This is a genomic window from Xanthomonas nasturtii (genome assembly GCF_001660815.1).
Classification (GTDB): domain Bacteria; phylum Pseudomonadota; class Gammaproteobacteria; order Xanthomonadales; family Xanthomonadaceae; genus Xanthomonas; species Xanthomonas nasturtii.
The window spans coordinates 68,518-85,952 of record NZ_LYMI01000009.1; the positions used below are offsets into that span (position 1 = coordinate 68,518).

Annotated in this window: 14 protein-coding genes and 2 pseudogenes; 10 read left to right on the top strand and 6 right to left on the bottom strand. The window is 57.5% G+C overall.

What is annotated here, in order from left to right:
- Positions 1-406 precede the first annotated feature (406 nt).
- The 4 genes from A7D16_RS21210 to A7D16_RS04520 all read left to right on the top strand — a co-directional run bounded on the left by A7D16_RS21210 (position 407) and on the right by A7D16_RS04520 (position 3,887).
- Complete coding sequence (locus A7D16_RS21210) at positions 407-691, top strand: DUF3892 domain-containing protein (protein WP_082925724.1); 285 nt, start codon at positions 407-409, stop codon at positions 689-691.
- Positions 692-1,063: 372 nt separating this feature from the next.
- Entirely contained in the window at positions 1,064-1,657 is a 594-nt protein-coding gene (locus tag A7D16_RS04510; RefSeq protein WP_064630222.1) for a hypothetical protein, read from the top strand.
- Positions 1,658-1,764: 107 nt separating this feature from the next.
- Positions 1,765-1,965, top strand: a complete 201-nt coding sequence (locus A7D16_RS04515) for a hypothetical protein (RefSeq protein WP_064630223.1) — start codon at positions 1,765-1,767, stop codon at positions 1,963-1,965.
- A 968-nt stretch (positions 1,966-2,933) separates the two neighbouring features.
- Positions 2,934-3,887 carry a hypothetical protein gene (locus tag A7D16_RS04520; protein WP_064630225.1) on the top strand — a complete coding sequence of 318 codons (954 nt, stop codon included), beginning with the start codon at positions 2,934-2,936 and terminating at the stop codon, positions 3,885-3,887.
- A 152-nt stretch (positions 3,888-4,039) separates the two neighbouring features.
- Here A7D16_RS04520 and A7D16_RS04525 read toward each other — a convergent pair whose 3' ends face one another.
- The gene (locus A7D16_RS04525) at positions 4,040-5,491 is read right to left on the bottom strand and encodes an XVIPCD domain-containing protein (protein WP_082925726.1); all 1,452 of its coding nucleotides are present in this window, start codon (positions 5,489-5,491) and stop codon (positions 4,040-4,042) included.
- On the bottom strand, positions 5,488-6,177 hold the full coding sequence (locus A7D16_RS21220; RefSeq protein ID WP_082925727.1) for a hypothetical protein: 690 nt from the start codon (positions 6,175-6,177) through the stop codon (positions 5,488-5,490). The genes A7D16_RS04525 and A7D16_RS21220 overlap by 4 nt, the downstream gene beginning before the upstream one ends.
- A 517-nt stretch (positions 6,178-6,694) precedes the next feature.
- On the opposite strand from A7D16_RS21220, the gene A7D16_RS21225 reads away from it, so the two are divergent.
- From A7D16_RS21225 to A7D16_RS22915, 4 genes are all read left to right on the top strand, one after another.
- The gene (locus A7D16_RS21225) at positions 6,695-7,045 is read left to right on the top strand and encodes a SymE family type I addiction module toxin (protein WP_082925728.1); all 351 of its coding nucleotides are present in this window, start codon (positions 6,695-6,697) and stop codon (positions 7,043-7,045) included.
- 111 nt (positions 7,046-7,156) lie between these two features.
- Positions 7,157-7,381: a hypothetical protein gene (locus tag A7D16_RS04530; RefSeq protein WP_064630229.1), complete on the top strand. Its 225-nt coding sequence runs from the start codon at positions 7,157-7,159 to the stop codon at positions 7,379-7,381.
- A gap of 714 nt (positions 7,382-8,095) precedes the next feature.
- Positions 8,096-8,647: a hypothetical protein gene (locus A7D16_RS04535; RefSeq protein WP_064630231.1), complete on the top strand. Its 552-nt coding sequence runs from the start codon at positions 8,096-8,098 to the stop codon at positions 8,645-8,647.
- 93 nt (positions 8,648-8,740) lie between these two features.
- A complete protein-coding gene (locus tag A7D16_RS22915; protein ID WP_153043125.1) occupies positions 8,741-9,127 on the top strand; it encodes a hypothetical protein in 387 nt (128 codons plus the stop codon).
- A gap of 152 nt (positions 9,128-9,279) precedes the next feature.
- Here A7D16_RS22915 and A7D16_RS04540 read toward each other — a convergent pair whose 3' ends face one another.
- Together A7D16_RS04540 and A7D16_RS04545 are read right to left on the bottom strand one after the other, a co-directional pair.
- Entirely contained in the window at positions 9,280-10,137 is an 858-nt protein-coding gene (locus A7D16_RS04540; RefSeq protein WP_064630233.1) for an SDR family oxidoreductase, read from the bottom strand.
- Positions 10,138-10,144: 7 nt separating this feature from the next.
- The gene (locus tag A7D16_RS04545; RefSeq protein WP_064630235.1) at positions 10,145-10,633 is read right to left on the bottom strand and encodes a MarR family winged helix-turn-helix transcriptional regulator; all 489 of its coding nucleotides are present in this window, start codon (positions 10,631-10,633) and stop codon (positions 10,145-10,147) included.
- A 248-nt stretch (positions 10,634-10,881) separates the two neighbouring features.
- On the opposite strand from A7D16_RS04545, the pseudogene A7D16_RS22355 reads away from it, so the two are divergent.
- Together A7D16_RS22355 and A7D16_RS24410 are read left to right on the top strand one after the other, a co-directional pair.
- Positions 10,882-11,537 (top strand): annotated as a pseudogene (locus A7D16_RS22355) (IS5 family transposase); the annotation flags it as partial.
- 3 nt (positions 11,538-11,540) lie between these two features.
- Positions 11,541-11,773: pseudogene (locus A7D16_RS24410) on the top strand (IS5-like element ISCARN85 family transposase); the annotation flags it as partial.
- A gap of 278 nt (positions 11,774-12,051) precedes the next feature.
- Here A7D16_RS24410 and A7D16_RS04565 read toward each other — a convergent pair.
- Entirely contained in the window at positions 12,052-14,826 is a 2,775-nt protein-coding gene (locus A7D16_RS04565) for a TonB-dependent receptor (RefSeq protein ID WP_064630241.1), read from the bottom strand.
- Positions 14,827-15,138: 312 nt separating this feature from the next.
- Entirely contained in the window at positions 15,139-17,220 is a 2,082-nt protein-coding gene (locus tag A7D16_RS04570; RefSeq protein ID WP_064630244.1) for a glycoside hydrolase family 97 protein, read from the bottom strand.
- Between the last annotated feature and the right edge of the window lie 215 nt (positions 17,221-17,435).

A 17,435-nucleotide genomic window follows, 5' to 3' on the forward strand; every position in this document is an offset into this window, starting at 1 on the left:
GAAGGTGCCCGAAGGGCGGATGAGGGCAAACCCGATAAACCCAGCAATCAATCGCGCAAGCGCATTGACGCAATCCAAAAACTCGGCGAGGATCAAGGCGCGCAGTACTTAATGCAGCCGCAAAGCCAAGAATTTCTTCAGGGGGAAGAAACAATGTTGAGCAAGGCATGGAGCATCGTGGCACTGAGTGTGGCCGCACTGAGGATACATAACACCTTGCGTCAGAGGGGCATGGCTGAAAAGCGGTCGGCTTCAAACGCTCATAGCAATTGACTACGGTCAGGGAGCCGATGAGGATCGTGTTACGCCGTGCTTAGACGGTCAATAATAGTTAGACCTCTCTCAAGAGTAAGCTCGACTCGTTGTTCAATGTAACTTCCATCGCCAGAATAACCAAGGAAGAGCAATGTCGGACCATCAAGTATATTGCATAAATAAAAGTAATCGTCAGAGTGCACACGAACGCATTGAGTTCATTGGAGGATTTAATGAAGACAAAACTCGGTGGAAAGTATCTCAGAAAGATGCGATTGATGGCATCGAGTCTGGAAAGTGGCGATTTTATGTCAGCGTGAGTGGACAATCCGTTTGGGTGATTGTTGCTACAAGTGCATCCGGCAACAAGTACATAAAAACTAAAAATGATGGCGAGCAACCCAACAATCTCCTGAGCCTCCCTGAGTGTCCGTAGGACAAGTCTAACAATTAATTCAAGCCGAGCCCGCTTCACGGATCGGCTTAACTTAGGCGTTAGACCGCATGGAGGGGCTATGAAACTATCTGTAAAAGTCGGTGAGAACGCTGTAGACATTCCGACGATGCGCGAAATGTCTATCGGCGAATACCAAATATACGTTGAGACTGAGCTACTGTTCGTAGACCACCATAAAGTACTCCGCTCTGGTCCTGGTCAATACCCACTGGCAGCCACCCGTGAGCAGTTTCGAGTTCTCATTGCCTACCTAAAGAGCCTAGAGGCCAGAGTAGGCGAGGATGCGGCCTAACAATTCATTCAAGCCGAACCCATTTCGCATGTTGACTTAAATCGAGCGTTAGACATCAAATGGAAAGTGTCTCGCCACTGGAAGATTTTGTGATCTGGCCGCCGCATGAGGCGTTCTACATCAACGCAATGTTGTTCAATACAACACAGGCACTGAAAGCCGCTAAGAATATCGAATCTGTGATTTCCCAAATCAAGGACAACGTCGAGAATCTGCAACAGCTGGAATTGGACACTTCCGCCTGCCTAGATGAGGTTCAGAGCATCGCGATACATGCTGCAGCACTGTCCAAGTACTTCTGGCCAGTAGGCAAGCGTTACAGGACAAGGGGTGAATATCTTCGGGGCAGACTTCACGTTGCCACTGGTAGCCCACTGGAAGATCGCAACTTGCGGAACCAGCTAGAGCACCTTGATGAGAATCTTGACGACTACTTCAGGGAGCAGGTCTTCTCCGGTTACGTAATTCCCGAATTTTTCGGCCCAGAACCGAATAGAGACGGGCCCAAAGCGATCTTCTTTAGGGCGTACTTCATCAACACCGGCGAATTTGAGGTGCTGGGCAAAAAGTACGCCATGCCAGCTCTTGTATTAGAGGTAGCGCGTATCCACGAATTACTTCAACAGATGGACGCTCAAGGTGGCCGGCTTTGACGTCTAAAAATTCATTCAAGCCGAAACCGCCTCGCAGTTCAGCTTAAATCAGGTGTTAGCAGCCTAGCTCCATTACACATCGTTCGTTGCATAACCAGGGGAAAAAAATGAACTGTGAAGAGTTGCACAGAGAGATCGAAGCAGAATTCGACAGAATTCTTAAAGAGGCAAAACCGAACGGCAACGTCACTGACCAGATGTTTCTCAAGTCCAATTTTAACGAACTGGTTCAGAAAGCCGCTAAAGACTGCAAGCGCTACTATTCAATTAAATGGACCGATCACGGGTATGCCTTGTCGTACGATTGAGTGGCGGTGACTAAAAATTCGTTAAAGACGAGATTGCTTCGCTCCAGCGACAATACGGCGGAGGAATGTGTCAGGTTCAATTTATAATTAACCCTGGCCCCTTTGGTCCAAGCTCCATCGGCCTACATTGCACCAAGCCTCCCTGTTCCGAGTCGGCTAATTCAAACGTTAGATTTGCGTATCACCGATAGGAGATTGAGAAAATATGAAATGTCTCAAACCCGAAATGCTGAAGGCTTTTCTCGGCAGCATCGAGCACTCGCTTAACAATAAGCCAAATGGTCAAAGCATGTACAAGTTTACAAATGGGCTAGTTCTGAATGTATACGAAACAGGATCAGTCGTATTTCAAGGCGACCACGTCAACGGCGAGTTGGCAGACCAAATCAGATCTTTTATCAACAGCGTAAATGCGCCCTTCGAATGATTTGAGCATGAAAAAGAATAGGTCCAATTCAATCTATAGATCAATTCAAGCGTTAGATTTGCTTATCACCATCAGGAGAACGGAAAATCATGAAATGCCTTCTTGACATACAACGAAGCTCATTGCGTGACGTGCGGATGTTGAAAGCTAGTGACGGCATCCGAGCATGGCCTTCTTTTGTGACGAGCGTCTCATAGTGGCAGGCTTGAGCGGGTACGGCGCAGGCGCGCTGCGCTGCGCCTGCGTCGACCAGCGCTGCATCGAGGTGGCGGGCGATAAGGGGTTAACAGCAGTTCCGAGGTCCATCGTTTGTTCAAGCTGCCAGCTAATCCCTTGAATAGGAGTAAGTTATTCCGCAGATAATGGTTATTCAAAAAAAATTTAGCCTGAAATGCTCCGCGATTGTGCAAAGCTGAATGAGATAATAGTCGGTCTGTTCAGGGATTAAGATACGCGCCAGTCATCTTTGCCAGGCGATGGACGGGCTATTGATTGTATGCTGACAGGCCACTAATAAACTATATGAAGGAGCTAATTAGTCATGAATAATCCCCTGCAACAGGCCGCCCCTACTCAGCTCCCTTTGGATCTTGGAATAGAGGTCCAGAAGGATGTGAATGGAATCGAGATGGGAGTTCTTGAGAACGGTATCCCCTTCCTCACGCAGCGAGGTTTGGCTGGCGCCCTAGGGATATCCCGTAATGTGGTTCAGACCATTACGAAGGAATGGGAGGATCATTACAACGATACGGTTCTGGGCAAAGACCGCATCTCGTACTTTAAAGCGTATCTCTTCAGCAATGGGTATTACGAAGAAAAACTGCACCTGCAAACAGTTCAGAACGGCACCACGCACTTTGCCTATCCTGACGTTGTTTGCATGGCGTTCCTTGAATACTACGCGTTTGAGTCTAAGGCGGATAACGACACGGCATTGGAGAGCTATCGCAAGTTTGCGGCGTTCGGCTTACGGAAGTTTATTTATGAGTCCCTTAACTACACGCCAGCTGATAAGTGGAAGTATCACAATGACCGCGTTTCAATACTGAAAGACAGTGCTCCAGCTGGTTATTTTACTATCTTTAAGGAAATCACTGGCCTAGTCGTGGATTTGATTCAGGCTGATCTGACGGTAAACCACAAAACCGTGCCAGATATCAGTGTGGGCTTGGCTTGGAGCAAGTACTGGTCTGAAAATAATCTTGAAAATAAATACGGGAAAAGAACGCAGTACGAGCACAATTATCCCGACTATTATCCCCAGTCAATGAGTAACCCTCAGAGGCCGAATGCTTATCCTGATGCCGTTCTTCCTCTTTTCCGGCAGTGGTTTAGGCAGGATTATTTGCTCACAAAGTTCCCCAAATACATTCTGACAAAAGCCAATGTGTTGACCGGTGGTAAAGCTGAGGCATTGAAGATTGGAACTATGTACAACGCAACTGCTTTGCCAAAGCCAGCAGTTGCCAAGCTGCCGTCTGGATCGAAGCCGTAAAATAGCTTCGGGATAATGGGAATGCGAAGAAGGGGCGGGTACACTCACGGAAGTATGGGGTCAGGTGCACTTAAACAGCAGCCTTAGTCGTTGCTTGTTCAGAAGTGAGGGCCGGCTCGCTGTCTGCTGGCAGTTGCGGGCACGTCATTGTCTCAAAGCGACGGAACAGGGCCGCGCTGGTGTCGTTCCTGCGAGCGCTGTTGTTCCACTGCCTGCTCTTGCGTGCGGTCCTGCGCTAGTCGTTGGTTGATAGATTCCAGTTGCGCGAAGCTGTCTTGAACAGACCGCTGTGCGGCTTCGGCCGTTGGCATATGAGCGCGCAACATTGCGGGATCCTTCGGGTCGCCTTGCACGACAAACAGCGTCTGCGCCGCAGGAAGGTCTTTGGTTTTGTCGCTGAGCAGCACGTGATCTACCCGCGTCAGCCCGTTGTCCTTGGCCAGCGTCAGCAGGCTGGCCGTGATCCGTTCACTGGTGGCATCAAAGGCACGGCCATTTGTAGTGTCTAGCTGCTCCACTTTGCCTCGAATCTGTTGATGCATGGCATGGTCGGGGTGCCCAGCATCTACAGGTGTCAATGCGCGGCTCGGTTCATTCGGTGCCGCAAGGTTAGGGGTGCTGATGCCACGTGCTCCGGTGTCCTTGAGCTGGACCATTCCATAGCCGTCCTTGCCAAGGTCAACGATGTTGAAGGTCTTCGCAGACCCCAGGTCCAGCCCGTTGCGCTCCAGCTGTCTTGGGTCCAGGCCCAATGACTTGAGATCAATGCGGATTTCCGGAGGCTGGCGATCATGCGCCAAGTGCGCGTAGTTCTGTGCGATGTGACTGATCGGGTTGACGCCATAGTAGTTCCGGTAATCGGAATCGCCATGCGGGCCTAGCGTGCCACTGCTGTCATAAAAACAGTGCTCAACAGATTCGGTCAGCGCATCGTTACGGGAAAAGGGCTGCTTGGTGAGTGCATCGTAGGTCAGCCCATCCGCAAATTGCGGAGCGCCGTCCGGTTGTCGCACGACACACCGATTACTCGACCGGTCGAGCAACTCCTTCTCAACCACACTGTCGGGCATCTCAGGGCTCAGATGTTTGATTCGATCATGCAAGGCACGCATTCCCGAGATTTCCGACAGTGCTTCGTCTGCGCGAGTCGAATCCAGGTAAACACGGGTAGGGCCAGTCAGGTCGACCTGATTTTCCCGATTGTCGTAGGCCTCCTGCATCCGGTTGCCCATGCTCTTGCCGAACTCGGCAAGGGCGTCGGCACGATGCTGGGCCAACACGCCGTGCATTGTTTCGTGGCCCATGACCTCGGTCAGATAGTCGATGCGCTCTGATCCTGCGAAGTCTTTGAACGCTGCTTCACTGATATTGAGTGTGCCCGCATTGCCGTCCTTACCATCCTGGAAGTGGCCCCCGTTGTTCTGTCCATGCGAAACAGCAATCGCGCCAATTCGACCTTTCTCAATGGCATCGCCTAGCAGGTTCGACAGATAGGGTGATTCGGCGATCGTCTGGCGAATGCTGTCCTCTGCACCAGCAGGAAGTGCAGGGTCTTTCGCCATCCGGGCAAGTAGAGGCTCGATACGTGGGTCAACCCGGGTCATGGCTTGCCTCCATCGATCTTTACGCTATAAGCGCACTCTTGTGGCCTGCCTTGTTCCTTGGTTCGATAGAGAAGCAACGAGACCGAAAAAATCTGACTTCCGCCGTTGATCGCGCGCCAATGCTGGCGTAGCCATCCACCCTGAAACGGCCGCTGGCCGCCGCGCGTATATCCCATCCCTTCGAGCGCTTTGGAGAGTGCTTCTGCTTGCCAGATGCAGGTGGACGTAGGCACGCGCGTGGGGTCGTTATGGTCAGGTAGAGTCACTGCAACCTCTATCCTCGAGAAGCCATCTTTCGTTGGGCGATGCGTCGCGTAGAGCTCATAGCCATCGGCCAGAGAAACCTCCTTTACTTCACGCCACGGGTATGCCGGATCAGATGGTGGTCCAAGTTTGATGCCAAGTGCTGACTCCATCTGGGGATAGTCCAGATCCGCTGGCACTGTAAGGCCATCGATGAAGCGCAGCAGCCGGCGCTCCAGCTCTTGCGGAGTGGTGTTGGCAGAGACGGGATCGGCACGGTTATCGGTGCTCTTGCCCTTCTCTGGAGAGGTTGGCGTCGCTGTGGCAGCAGATGGCGTGCCTGCATCCCGTCCTGCTGTACCAGGCGCGCGAGCGCATGCGCTTGGCAGCGCTAGTGAAATCAGCAGCAAAGGGAACAGGCTTCGGAAGCTAACTTTTATCATTGGAGTCCTACTCACGCGACATTGTGATGCTGGCCAATTGTCATTCGTGCCGTTGGTGTCCTGCACTACCGAGCCCGAACCTGAGTGGCGCGATGGTGATGGATAGCGAAGGAACGGAAAGCTATTTGGGGGAGGTTGGGAATGCGCTTGGAGTAGCAATCTCTCGAGGTTCAATCCAACTCTGACCCCGCTGCTTCAAACGTTGACGCAAGGGATCTTCCATCAACGCTTTCCAGATTGCCAGCATCAGCCAGTTGACATGTCACGCAGCGCGTAGCAGTCTTTTCGGCAAGGAGCGTAGAAACTCCTCTAACAGCGGTACCCACCTCCGTCAAACCGGTGGGTTTTTTGTGCCTACAGTTTCTTGTAGGGACAACCGACGCGATGCCTGCGTCGGGAGGGCGGCTAATACAACACCCCTTGGGGAAATACGCCCGCCGACTGTTAGCGGTTTCTAACCTCCCGACATTCCGTTGCCACTCGGCGGCGGGGCCTGTTCGTCAAGGAGGGCTTTGCCATGCGTCGATCCACGTCCCGTCCCACATCAGCACGCAAGCGCACCAAGGTGCCGCCGCCTACCGAGGTCGTCTGGCGCACCCTCGACCCTACACTCAAGCCACCACCGTACCTTGAGCGCACGCCCATCCCCGAGCCCCGCACCGAACGCCGCCCCCCACGCCCAGGCCACCCGCGTGCCCCCCAACACTGCACCGTCGGCTACGGCTACTACCCCGCCAGCCACCAACGCATCCCCACGCTACGCCTACGCGGCCGCTGGCTGGAACAACTCGGCTTCACCATCGGCAGCAAACTCAACATAACCATGCGCAACGGCGAGCTGGTCGTCAGCGTGGCACCTACGGACTAACGTAGGTTCGCTACACACACGCTGCACGCACCCGCAAGCCCCACACCAAGCGCAAGGCGCCGATCGCCGCACCGTGCGCGCTCACCGCTGCCCGTGTAGAGGAGCACAAAGATGGAGCACCCCGCCGTTGTCTTGCATCTCACGTTGGACCAACTCGATCAACTCGACCGTCTGCTACGCAGCCTCATCGCGCACGGCGATGTCATCGCCATGAGTACAGCGGATCGCCTGCATGCGCAGACCCTCCCAACGCTGGGCCAAGCGGTCTTCGATGCCGCCAATGCCCTGCGTGAGATGCTTGAGCAGAAGGTAGAACAGACGCACGGTGCGCGGTAATGCCCCAAGTGCTGGGCGATCTCACCACCCCCGTGTCATGACCCACAATGCATCTATCGAAGGCTAGTCCCGGCAATCCGGGTCTGGCCTTTCGTGTCAGAATTTCAGGCATCCTCCGGAGGTACGCAGGAAATGGTCCAGCAAATATCAACGCTTTGTCCTGAGCTTGAGGTGGTCGTGGCACAAGAGATTGCTCGCGGAAACATGGTTGAGCGTGAGCCGGAGCTATGCGACTGGCCGGAGCCCGGCTCGTTAGTTGCACATCTCCGCTCCAGTCTTAGCACCCCGAATGATGAGTTGCCGCCGGATCTCGCAACTGCCATATGCAATGATCCGCACTATGGGTGGTACAACGAGGTCTTCTGTTCAGTACACAAGCACCTGGTCACCGCAGGCCTGCCGCGACCTGGCGAGCCAATGTACGTGAAGGCTTGAAAAATCGTTCGAGGCAGATGCCTTTCGATGCCGGTTGCCTACACATTAGAGCGCAATGGATTCCACGCTAACCAACCGCCAGTTCAATCGTGCCCAAATTTCTAAGCACGATATGCAGCGATGCATCAAGTATTTGGAATGCGCTCAACTCACCGTTGGTCGGGAAAATTGGGCGGTGGCATCTGGCATATTAAGTTCGGTTGTCGTTAACTATGCAGGCCCATTCACTGGGAACCGTGAGCACCTCAAGACAATCTCGAAATTCGGTTTTTTGCCGCCATGCTAAAAAATCACCTAGACCCATTAAAAAAGCAATTGCGTGCGTTGCAACAAGTAGCACCGCCATCCCCTTGGCGCCAAGTGGCTACCATAGCCGTCGGTGGCCTGCGCTCGGTCGGGTTTGACCGCAACTCGGAACTCCTGCTCGTCATCTCTAGTGCAGGGCGCGGGGTCATTGACTGCCGCACTGGCACCAAAGTAGCACGGGACTATAATGAATATTACGAGCATGAACAGTTTCTTGAGGCGGAAGGCATCAGCCCGTTACAAGGGCAAACTGTTCGCATATCCGGGCTCCTTGGTGGCGGGCTACCCGTCTCTACTCTCGACGGTTGGTCTGTGGAGCTGGTATCGCTCGATTGGCCGGTCACAGACATTCTGTTAGTTGAGCCATCTTCTTTTTTATACGGATCGCTATACGGCAAGCCCGCCATCTTCCACAAGATCGGCGCAGAGTCAGAGTTGTGTGCTTGTGGCTTCTCCTACATCGGCAATAGTCTCGTTGTCGCATCGCCTAGTGACGTCGCTATCTTTTCCCGTGATTGCAGCTAACAACTCATTGAGCCGAAGGCGCTTGGCGGCTAGGCCTAATTCGGAAAAGCGGGTTCAGGTTTACCGCGGCCTGGGTCGCTCAATGTAGGGTAAGTGATTGATATGGGTGTAGACCTTAAGAACAAAGCTGGCACCGAATTCTATTTCTCAACAATAGGATGGTCTTTTTATTTGAATTTGGCATCGATTTACGGATGGAAGCCAGAAGGGACATCGCCTCCCCCTGACTGGATCGATAGAAGACCTTGGGGGTCACATTACGATTGGAATGCTGGGCAATCTGTCGCTGACTCAGACGCAAGGGAGTTGGCTGCTGCGCTGGGACGCTACTTAGTGGATCCGCATCGTTATGAGCGAGAACCGCTCATTGCAAAGAAATTTTCCGAGGCTGGTATTTCTGTGGCCGTCCCTAATTCTGAAGATGCATTCATCGAGAAATTTGTAGTTTTTGCAAAGAGCGGAGCTTTTGAGATTTGGTAGATCTAATAGAGCGCATAAATAGTGGCGGGTCAGGGTCATATCTTTAGATAAGCCGGCTAGATAACGCTCATGGATATCCTCCGCGCTCAGGGGGAACAGGGTGAGGTTCACCTCATAAGTCACTTGACTCGTTCCCTGCGGTCTCCCAACGACTAACCCACAAACGACTGCCGGTGGTCGCGAATAAAGTCATCGAACGTATGTGGTGGCATTCCGGTGAGCCGCTCGATCTCGAAGGTGGGGTCGATATCGTGATGGCCTGCCACTACGTCCGCAAACTGCACCGTGAGGCCCTTGGCCATCCAGGGCGAGTTGCCCGTGGCACGCATCAGCACGCGGAACACCGGTGTCGGCAGGTTGAGATAACGCACTTTGCGGCCAATGCCCTTCGACATGCGAGCGGTGGCCGCCTGCATGTCGAGTGTCTCTGGCCCGGTGAGGAAATAGGTTGCGCCTGCGTGGCCATCTTCGGTCAGTACCGTCGCGGCCACGCGCGCGATGTCGCGTGTGTCGATCCAGGACACGCTGCCGCGGCCGGCCGCCATCGGGAACACGCCCTTGGCAATCGGATCCTTGAACCATAGAAAGTTCTGCATGTACGCGGTGGGCTTGAGGATGGTCCACGCGATGCCTGACGCACGCAGGTGGTGGTCGATCAGCGCATGCGATTTCGCCCACGGTACCGGTGAGCGCACGTTGCAATCCGATGCCGAGACTTTCACGATCCGGCCGATGCCGGCGCGCTTGGCCGCATCAATCGCGGCCGTCTCCTGCGCCACCTGCCCGGGTGTGGGCGGGGTGATGAGAAACAGCGTGCTGCACCCCTGCATCGCGTTTTGCAACGTGTCTGGTGTGTCGAAGTCGCCCAGCACGGCGTCGATGCCCTTGCGTTGCAGGTCATCCACCTGCTGCTGCTTGCGGCACATTGCGCGGAACGGCGTGCCTGCCTCATTCAAGAGCCTGCACAGCTCGCCGCCGATACCACCCGTGGCACCTGACACCAACATCATGACTGCGTTACTCCTGCGGTTTGGCGGTGGAACTGGAAGCGCTGGACGCATCGCCCAGCCACTCGGAGATGACAGTGCTCATCTCCTCAAGCGTGCGGATGGCACCGCAGATACGCTCGAGGCCGATCCTGTCCGCAATTGCCTGGTCGACGGGCGCAACCGCGTTCTCGGCGCCGTTCACTGCTTTACTGCCTGCCCGGGTGAGCGCTACGAGCTTGGCGCGAAGGTGATGTGGATTCGGCTGGAACTCGACCAGCCCCTGCTCGGCAAGCACATCGACAATGCGTTGCACCGCCTGCCGGGAGAGGCCCATGTTGCGTGCGATCGAGGCGGCGGGAAGCGGAGCGGGTGCGTACCGCAGCGCCGCCAGCACCTGCCACCACGCACTGGTGAGCCCGAGATGGGCAACCAGCTCGTTGCCCGCGCTCACCAAGCGGCCATTGGCCGCAAACACCGTTAGCGCCAACGCGCGTACGTGTGCGTTATCTGTCTGCATGCAATCGCCGTCATTCAATTCGACAGCATGTCGTCAATCTGGCGGTGAGTGATATGTGATGCGGGTTTTGCAGCAAGCCCGTAGGGCATCGCGGGATCGCGATAAGTGAACGCGGCGCCAGGTGGGCGTGGATCGTATGCATCGCGCATTTCGACACGAGCGACCTATTTACCTTTCAGCAGCACGGAGACAGCTTCGCCTATTAGAGCCTGTTAACACTAATGATCTGAGCGGTTAAACTATTGCGCATGGAAATCACACCCGCACAATTTTCTCTCATCGAACAGTGTCTGCCGAGGCAGCGCGGCAATGTCGGCATGACCAACCTGCAAGTGGTCAATGCCATCCTTTATGTTGCCGAGCATGGCTGCAAATGGCGCGGCCTGCCCAAGCGCTTTGGCAATTGGCACACGGTGTACACACGCATGAACCGTTGGGCCAAGGCAGGTGTGCTGGACCGGATGTTCGCTGAACTGCAGAAGTCCCAAATCGTGCGCATCAAAATCGAGGCGGTCTCGCTGGACTCCACCAGCATCAAGGTGCATCCGGATGGGACTGGTGCGTTAAAAAAAACGGCCCACAATCCATCGGTAAATCGCGCGGCGGATGGAATACCAAGATTCATATGGTTGCCGCAGATGCTCGAACAGCGATCACGTTCGGATTGACGCCTGGCAACGCCCATGACGCACCTGCGGGCCGCACGTTGCTTGAACACCTTGGGCCTGTGGAGCGACCGATTCATTTGTTGATGGATCGTGCTTACGAAGGCAATGAGACGCGCCAACTAGCGCTTGATCTTGGCTACGTCCCGGTGGTCCCGCCAAAAGCCAATCGGGTCGAGCCCTGGGAGTACGACCGAGAGATGTACAAGCGGCGCAACGAAGTGGAGAGGCTGTTTCGTCGNCGCGCCAACTAGCGCTTGATCTTGGCTACGTCCCGGTGGTCCCGCCAAAAGCCAATCGGGTCGAGCCCTGGGAGTACGACCGAGAAATGTACAAGCGGCGCAACGAAGTGGAGAGGCTATTTCGTCGCTTGAAGGGCTACCGCCGGATTTTCTCGCGCTTCGAAAAGCTGGATGTCATGTTCCTCGGATTCTTAAGCTTCATCCTTGTCGTTGATGGACTTCGGATGTGTTAACAGGCCCTAGAAATCTACGGCGGGTGACGCACTGCATCTTGGACGATGATTCTGTTTCCTTGGGCGCCGTACCCTCACCCCAACCCCTCTCCCGGTGGGAGAGGGGCTTGCCGCCCCGAGTGGAGAGGGCTGACGTCAGGGAAGTAGTGCACCGCTGGCCAGTGATTGGCTGACCAATCGGTGCAGAACTTCCAGTTCGCGTCACATCAGAACTTCAGGTCCGCGTTACATCAGAACTTCTAGTTCACGTTACATCAGAACTAGAAGTTCACGTCACATCAGAACTTGTAGTTAACACCCAGCACGAACGTACGGCCCCATTCGATGTATTCCAGTGGACGGTCCTTGGTTTCTGCGTAGGTGCGGTACGGCGAGTTGCTGAGGTTGCTGGCCTGCAACAGCAGGGTGAGGCCGGACAGGCTGCTGGCTTCGCTGAAGTTGTAGCTGATCTGCGCGTCGGTGATGTTTTCGCCGACCACGTAGCGCAGCGTGCGGTTGCCGTTGAAGTTGCCGATCTCGCCGATGAAGTCCGAGCGGCGACGTTGGCTGACGCGCGCTTCGAAGCCCTTGTGCTCGTAATACGTAGTCAGGTTGTAGACGCGCTTGGACAAGCCAGGCAGGCTGATTTCACCGTCGCCCACGCTGGAGGCGCTTTCCGGGTCGCGGATCTTGACGTCGCTGTCGTTGAAGGTGGCGCTGGCCTGGATGCCGAAGCCTTCCAACGGGGCGAAGATCAAATCCAGCGGCAGCGAGGCGGTGAGTTCGACGCCGCGCAGGGTGCCGCCTTTGCCGTTGAACGGGGCGCTGAAGGTGCCGGTGGTGAGTACCGGCGCCGAGCCCGGTGGCGGCACGTAGCCGGCAACCAGTGCGGAGAAGTCGTAGTTGTCGCGGCTCTGGGTGTAGATGTAGCTCTTCAGGTTCTTGTAGAAGAACGCGGCGGCCAGGTAGGCGCGCTCGGCGAAGTACTTCTCGTAGGAGATGTCGATGGCGTTGGCGCGCCATGGATCGAGCGTGGGGTTGCCGCCGCTGGCGCCCGGGCGGCCGGTGGAGGTGTCGACACCGAATTCCAGCGATGCCCGAAGCTGGTCCACGCGTGGGCGTGCGACCTGCTTGGCCATCGCAAAACGCAGGGTCTGCTCGTACGGGAACTGGAAGGCCAGGTTCAGGCTGGGCAGCCAGTCGCGGTAGGTCTTGCCATCGTCGATGGGCCGTACTTCACTGCCGGCCGGCTGCGAGGCGTCCCAGTAATTGGCTTGCGAGGACTGGTCGGCACTCTGCAGCTGCACACCGATATTGCCGCGCACACCGACGCTCCCCCATTCGGTGTCGAGGTTGGCACGCAGCCATGCGGTGGTGATCTTCTCTTCGACCGTCCAGGCCTTGGACACCAGGAACGATGCATCGTCGTTCGGGTTGAACAGCATGTAGCGCGAGACCGCCGCCGGTACATTCCACGCAGGCAGGGAGCCTAGACCGGCAAAGCCGAGATTGACCGGCGCGTATTGGAGATCCGCTGCCACCGTGGCCTCGCCCTGCGCGCCCAGCGTGATGTTGCCTTCCGGCTGGGTCTTCTGCTTTTCGCGGTTGGCGTAGTTGACGCCGACATCCAGATCCGAGAACCAGCTCAGCGCCTCAGGCATCGGGAAGCTGGCCTGCAGGCGCGCGCCCTTGAGCACGTCTTCCACGCGCGGCACCTTGCCGTAGCCGGAGCCGTAGATGGTGTTGGTGAGGAACAACTCATCGGGATTGGAATAATTCATGCCCGGCGCCAGCTGCGAGAAGCCGTTGCCGACAACCGACACGCCCACGGTGTCCAATTGCGGCATCGGTGCGCGCTGGAGATTGTTCTCCAGATTCAATTCGTCGCGGGTGGCCTTGGAGTAGTTCAGGTCGGCGACGATCTTGACCGCGCCGGCGGTGGTTTCGTTATTCCAGCCGAAGGCCTCGATCTTGTCTTCGCGCTTGTTGTACATACCGCGGACCAGCGGATAGACGCCGCTGGCGGTGCCGCCGACGAAGCTGCCGTTATCGTTGACGCGCACGTCGGTGATGTTCAGGCCCGGCGTGTAGCCACCGTTGTAGTTGCTCAGATTGAGCTCGAACTGGTTGGCGGTGTCGATTTGCTCGGCTTCGGTATGGAACGCATCGAAGGTGCTGGTCCAGGCGTTGGACGGGCGGTACTGCAGCGTCGCCATGAGGCCGTCGCGCTTCTGATTGCCGGTACGCCGCAACGCTTTGATGCCATCGGAGAAATACACGCCATCGGCCACGCCGGGGCGTCGACGCTGCGCGTTGACCTGCTGCCAGGGTTCGTACAGACCCACCTGGTTTTCCTGGAGGGGCATGTCGGTGTGGGCGTAGCCGATGGTCAGGCCGATGGTACGGTCGGCGAACTGGTCGATGTAGCTGATGTTGAAGCGGTTGCCGTACGGGTCGACGTTGGCGGCCTTGCCCAGCGAATTGCGCTGATAGCGGCCACCGATGGCGATCACGCGCTCGTTGTAGCTGAGCGGGCGGGCGGTCTGCATGTCCACGGTGCCTGACAGACCCTGACCAACCAGGCCGGCATCGGGCGTCTTGTAGACGGTGACGCCGCTGACCAGCTCGGACGGGTATTGGTCGAATTCCACGCTGCGGTTGTCGCCGGTGCTGACCACTTCGCGGCCATTGAGCAGGGTGGTGGAAAAGTCCGGCGACAGGCCTCGCACGCTGATCACCTGCGCGCGGCCGGCCGCACGCTGCGCAGCCAGGCCGGGCAGGCGCGCCAGCGATTCGGCGATGCTCACGTCCGGCAGGCGGCCGATGTCTTCAGCCGAAATGGCTTCCACGATCGAGGTGGAATCGCGTTTGACCGAGATGGCGCCTTCGATCGCGCGGCGCAGGCCGGTGACCTGGACCTTGTCCAAGTCGGTGACCGCGCCAGCGCTCTGGTCGGACGCGCTTTGTTGGGTGTCGCTTGCTGGTGCAGGCGTCGCCGATTGCGCGGCGGCCCATGTCGGTGCCATGGCAACCGCCATGGCAATACTCAGCGCGGAGCGCTTGTGCTTCAACATTTTCCCCTCCCAGGTACATGTTGTTTTTGATTTTTGATCCGGCAGACGCCTGGATGTCATGCGCCGCGTGTCTCGATGGACGTCACGACTGCGACGTATGGTAGACACGGCATCTGGGTGCAAACGGGCACTGCATACGTATTCACTGCGGCGTTGGGCGATGAAATCGATTCCACGCAGGCCTTGCCTGTCGACTGCATGGAAGCTGGGCATCAGCCACCCAACACGACGCGCAATGCGCAACGGCCGTTATGCCGCTGCGCGATGTCATCGATCGTGCAGCACGTGGTTGCGCCGCAGCAAACGCGTGATTCAGCGTTTGCCATCCACCGGCACGAAGCGAATGGCCTGCCCACCGCCCGGTGCCAGACGCAGCTCCAGGGTATCGGCACTGCTGACCTGGCGTTCTTCGCGCACGAAGGCGAATGGGTTGCTGACATAGTCCGCGCCGTCGCCATCGCGATAGATCTGCGCGGTGTAGCGAACGCCGGGTTCGAGAAAGCCCAGCGGCACCTGCAGCAGGCGACCGTGTTCGTCGGTGATGCTGCCCAGGAACCAGTCGCGGCTATGCCGGTCCTTGCGTGCGATGGTGACGTAGTCGCCCACTTCGCCATTCACGGCGCGGGTCTGGTCCCAGTCCACCGCCACGTCTTCGATGAAGCGGAACGCGTCGCGGTGCTGCAGATAATGCTCGGGCAGATCGGCGGCCATCTGGATCGGGCTGTAGAGCGTGACGTACAAGGCCAGCTGCCGCGCCAGGGTGCTGGGAATCGCCTGGCCGTTGCGGCCCTTCAGGCTGACGATGCCCGGGGTGTAATCCATTGGCCCGGCGAGCAGCCGCGTAAATACCAGGTTGACCTCATGCTCGGGCGGGTTGGGCGGCTGGCCCCAGGCGTTGTATTCCATGCCGCGCGCGCCTTCGCGCGAAATCCAGTTGGGATAGGTGCGGCGTAGCCCGGTGTCCTTGATCGGCTCGTGCGCGTTGACCGCGATATGCCGCTGCGCCGCTTCCTGCACCACGTGCAGGTGGTGACGCGCCATCCATTGTCCATCGTGCCACTCGCGCAGCGGCGTGCCGCCGGCCGGATTGCGTCGCTCCACCTGGCCGTCGTCGCAGACGTAACCGGTCTTGACCGAATCCACGCCAAAGCGCGCGTACAGGTCCATCGCCTCGGCGATCTGATCTTCGTAATGGTCCACTGCGCACCCCGTTTCATGATGGCCGATCAGATGCACGCCCTTGGCGGCGGCGTATTTGCTTATTGCGGGTAGGTCGAAATCCGGCGTGGGCCGGGTGAAATCGAAGCTGCCGCCGTTGCCGAACCATTCGCCGTCCCAGCCGGGATTCCAGCCTTCGACCAGCACGCCGCGAAAGCCATGGTCGGCGGCGAAGTCGATGTAGCGTTTTGTCGTCGCGGTGGAGGCCGCGTGTTTCGGGCCGGTGGCCCAGGTGTGTTGGTTGAGGTGCATCGACCACCACACCCCTACGTACTTGGACGGCTTGATCCAGCTCACATCGCCCAGCACGTTGGGCTCGTTGAGGTTGAGGATCAGGTTGGATTCCACCAGGCCGGTGGCCTGATCAGCAATCTGCAGCGTGCGCCATGGCGTATCGAACGGCAGGCTGCGGCGCACCTTCCAGCCTTCGGCAGCCGGCGACAGCTGCGCGCGCAGGCGCTGGTTGTCGGTGCGTCGCAGCCACATGCCGGCGTAGTCCACCAGGGCCGCTTCGTGCAGCGCGATATGCAGCCCGCTGTCGGTGCGCAGGGTAAGCGGGGTATGCGCCAGTGCCACCTGATTCAACGGCGTGTGCTGATACAGATACTCGTAGTGGATCGGTTCGCCTGCAGGAATCCACCAGGCATCGGCAGGCTGGGCGATGGCGAATTCGGTCACTTCCTCGTCGATGATCGCCTCACGCAAGCCTGCTTGCGTGGGGAAGTGATAACGCAGGCCCAGCCCGTCGTCGTAGACACGGAAGATCACGTCGAACTTGCGCTGCGCACCGTCGCGCTCGCCCAGGCTCACGCGCAATTCGTTGTAGTGATTGCGCACCCACCGCGTTTCGCCCCAGGGCTGCTCCCAGGTGTCGTCGTGACGTTGGCGCGCCTGTGCAAGCACCACCATGCCGCGGTCCAGCCGGCCGTCGCGCAGCGTGAACCCCAGCCGCGAGCGTTGCACCACCGCCTCGCCCAGGCGCTGCACGCGGTAGTAGGGCGTGCCGCCATCCACCTCCAGGCTGACCTGCAGCACCTTGTTCGGCGATTCCACGCTGAGGGTGGTGACTTCGGCATGCAGCGGTGGCGCAGTGCCGCCAAACAGCGTGAAGACCAGCAGCTGGGCGATCCACGCGGCGCCCAGTGTCGAGCGTGCTCGACGTGAAGACAGCGGCATATCCCCTCCCAAGGTGACCGTTGTGCAGGCAGCGACTATGCAGTGGGCGGCAGTGGATGCGTCGTGCCGTGCGCGGCCTGGAACCCATGAATACGTATGCAGTGGTGCGGAACAGCGGAGTGCGCGTCTACCATGGCGTCACGGCACCTGGGAGGGTCCGCGCCCGTGGCACGTCTGTGCCGCGCACCACAACGCGTGCAACGAGGGAGGAAGGC